Below are 2,713 nucleotides of genomic sequence, written 5' to 3'. Positions count from 1 at the left end.
AGGCTGTTGTCGATCTCGGTGAAGATCGCCTTGCGGGACAGGCCGTGGCCGTTCGGGCGGCGGGAGCCGAAGTACACCTTCGTGGCCACCACGACCTCGTCGCGGCGGGCGAAGTCGGCCAGCGCCCGGCCGAGGATCTCCTCGCTGGAGCCGCCGGAGTAGCCGTTGGCGGTATCGAAGAAATTGATCCCGGCGTCCAGGGCGCGCTTGATGTACTCGCGGGCCTCGTCCTCGCGCACCACCCACTGGTGGCCGCCGCGGGCCGGGTCGCCGAAGCTCATGCAGCCGAGTGAGAGCGGGGAGACCTCGAGTCCGGTCGAGCCGAGTTTCACGTAGTCCACGGATGCTCCTCAATCCTTGATCTAGTCGCGCCAGCTGTACTCGGGGGCGTAGCCGAGGATCCGGCGCGCCTTCTCGATGGACAGCGGCGACTCGTACGGTCCGAACTCTCGTCGCGCCGGAACCTCTGGGAAGACCGTGGCGAGCAGGTCGGGGGTGGTGCGGGTGGCCATCACGGTGTCGGCGTTGGCGATGAGGAAGATCTCGGCGCCGACCCCGTCGTGCTCCAGCGCGCGGCGCACCGCCTGGGCGCCGTCGCGGGCGTCGATGTATGACCACAGGTTCCACTGGCGCAGCGCCGGGTCGGTGTCGTAGCCGGGGAAGTTGGCGTAGTCGGCGGGCTCCATGACGTTGGAGAACCGCAGGCCGTAAATCTTCAGAGCCGGGTCCCACCGCGCGAACTGCGCGGCGAGCTGCTCGTCGAGGTGCTTGGCCAGCGCGTACGAGGACTGCGGCCGCGCGGGGTACTCCTCGTCTACGGGGACGTACGGCGGCGGATTGTCCGGGGAAAAGGGCAGGCCGAGCAGCGTCTCGCTGGACGCCCACACCACGTTGCGGATCCCCGCGTGCCGCGCGCCCGCGAAGACGTTGTAGGTGCAGCGGATGTTGTTGGAGAAGGTCGCGGCGTCGGGAGCCATGCCCGGGCCGGGCACGGCGGCCAGGTGCACGACCGCGTCGAGCCCGGCGTGCCGGTCGTCGATCGCGGTGAGCGCCTCGGCGGTCTGGCCGAAGTCGGTCAAATCGACCCGGGTGAAGGAGTAGCCGTTCGGCCACACGCCTTCGCGGGGCGGGACGTTGTCGAGGCTGTATACCGAGTAACCATGGGCGACGAGATCGGCGACGACGGCGCGGCCGAGTTTCCCGCTTCCGCCGGTGACCGCCACGCGATGGGCCATGCCCGCGCTCCCTCAGGATTCGGCTCGGGAAAGATTCTTTACGCACGCTATCAAGGAGAAGCTGACCGACCCGAGCCCTTATTTGGGTGCCGTACGCCACAGGCCGCCGCTCCCCCACTATCCTCGGCTCATCGGGTATCGATCTTGGAGGCGGGTGACGTCATGGCCCAGGAGACCTGGGACGCGGTGGACGACTACTTCGAGGGCGCGCTGATCGGCCCCGATCCCGTTCTGGCGGAGGCGCTGGAGCGCAGCGACAAAGCGGGGCTGCCGCAGATCGCCGTGACGGCGAGTCAGGGCAAGCTGCTGCATCTGATGGTGAAGATGGCCGGCGCGCGCCGGATTCTGGAGGTCGGCACGCTCGGCGGCTATTCCGCCATCTGGCTGGCCCGCGGGCTGCCGGAGGGCGGCAGCCTGCTCTCGCTGGAGGTCGAGCCCAAGCACGCCGAGGTGGCGCGGACCAACCTGGAGGCGGCGGGCCTGGCCGACAAGACGCAGGTGCGCGTGGGGCGCGGGGTGGACAGCCTGGCCGCGCTCGCCGAGGAGGGCGCCGAGCCGTTCGACTTCGTGTTCATCGACGCGGACAAGCCGTCCAACGCGCAGTACGTGGCCGGGGCGCTGCTGCTGTCCCACCCGGGCACTGTGATCGTCATCGACAACGTGGTGCGCGAGGGGAAGGTCATCGAGACCGACGGCTCCAACGCGGCCGTCGAGGGTGTGCGCAAGGTCGTCGACCTGATCGCCCGTGAGCCGAGGCTGACGGGCACCTCGATCCAGACCGTGGGCGCCAAGGGTTACGACGGCTTCATCGTCGCCCTGGTCACCGGCTGACGGTCGTATCACCAGCGGCGGTCGACGCGCGCCTGACATGGCAGTCGGCCAGGTGGTCGTCGACCAGCCCGCAGGCCTGCATCAGGGCGTAGCAGGTGGTCGGTCCGACGAAGACGAATCCGGCCTTCTTCAGCGCCTTGGCCATGGCGGTGGACTCGGGCGTGACGGCCGGCACATCGCCAAATCGCTGAGGGGCGGGCCGGGGCGGCGGGGCGTACGACCAGATCAGGTCCGACAGCCCGCCCTCGAGCGAGTCGGCCGCCCGGGCGTTGGCGATCGCGGCGTTGATCTTGGCCCGGTTCCGCACGATCCCGGCGTCGGCCAACAACCGCTGCACGTCGGCGTCGGAGAAGCGGGCGACGCGCGGGATGGAGAAATCGGCGAAGGCGGCGCGGAACGCCGGACGCTTTCGCAGGATGGTGAGCCAGGACAGCCCGGACTGGAACGCCTCGAGGCACAGCCGCTCGAACAGCGCGTCGTCGCCGTGCAGCGGGCGGCCCCACTCCTCGTCGTGGTAGGTGAGGTAGTCGGCGGAGGCGCCCCACGGGCACCGCAGCAGTCCGTCCGGGCCGAGGATGGCGCCGCCGGGCAGGGATTCGTCCACGCCTCGATCATCGCACCGACGTCCGACAAGAACCGCTCAGGCG

4 protein-coding genes are annotated in these 2,713 nt (G+C 69.8%); 1 reads left to right on the top strand and 3 read right to left on the bottom strand.

Annotated features, from left to right (window positions below; translation table 11 throughout):
• A partial coding sequence (locus tag VGZ32_RS18705) for an aldo/keto reductase (RefSeq protein ID WP_326887367.1) occupies nt 1-341 on the bottom strand: 341 nt, incomplete at its 3' end.
• 21 nt (nt 342-362) lie between these two features.
• Complete coding sequence (locus VGZ32_RS18700) at nt 363-1,235, bottom strand: NAD(P)-dependent oxidoreductase (protein WP_326887366.1); 873 nt, start codon at nt 1,233-1,235, stop codon at nt 363-365.
• A gap of 162 nt (nt 1,236-1,397) precedes the next feature.
• Between VGZ32_RS18700 and VGZ32_RS18695 the strand changes: the two genes are divergently transcribed.
• Nucleotides 1,398-2,066 (top strand): O-methyltransferase, encoded by a 669-nt coding sequence (locus tag VGZ32_RS18695; protein ID WP_326887365.1) that lies wholly within the window; start codon nt 1,398-1,400, stop codon nt 2,064-2,066.
• On the opposite strand, the gene VGZ32_RS18690 is transcribed toward VGZ32_RS18695, so the two are convergent.
• Nucleotides 2,056-2,658: a DNA-3-methyladenine glycosylase I gene (locus VGZ32_RS18690; RefSeq protein WP_349263650.1), complete on the bottom strand. Its 603-nt coding sequence runs from the start codon at nt 2,656-2,658 to the stop codon at nt 2,056-2,058. The two genes, VGZ32_RS18695 and VGZ32_RS18690, sit on opposite strands and share 11 nt — an antisense overlap.
• Nucleotides 2,659-2,713 lie beyond the last annotated feature (55 nt).

The sequence above is a fragment of the Actinocrinis sp. genome (genome assembly GCF_035938995.1).
Classification (GTDB): Bacteria; Actinomycetota; Actinomycetes; order Streptomycetales; family Catenulisporaceae; genus DASZGI01.
Note: the sequence above shows the minus strand (reverse complement) of the source record. Positions and strands in the feature narration are given on the sequence as shown.

Coding starts and splice junctions, on each gene's coding strand:
- VGZ32_RS18695 (WP_326887365.1), top strand. CDS start 1,398: ATGGCCCAGGAGACCTGGGACGCGGTGGACGACTACTTCGAGGGCGCG.
- VGZ32_RS18700 (WP_326887366.1), bottom strand. CDS start 1,235: ATGGCCCATCGCGTGGCGGTCACCGGCGGAAGCGGGAAACTCGGCCGC.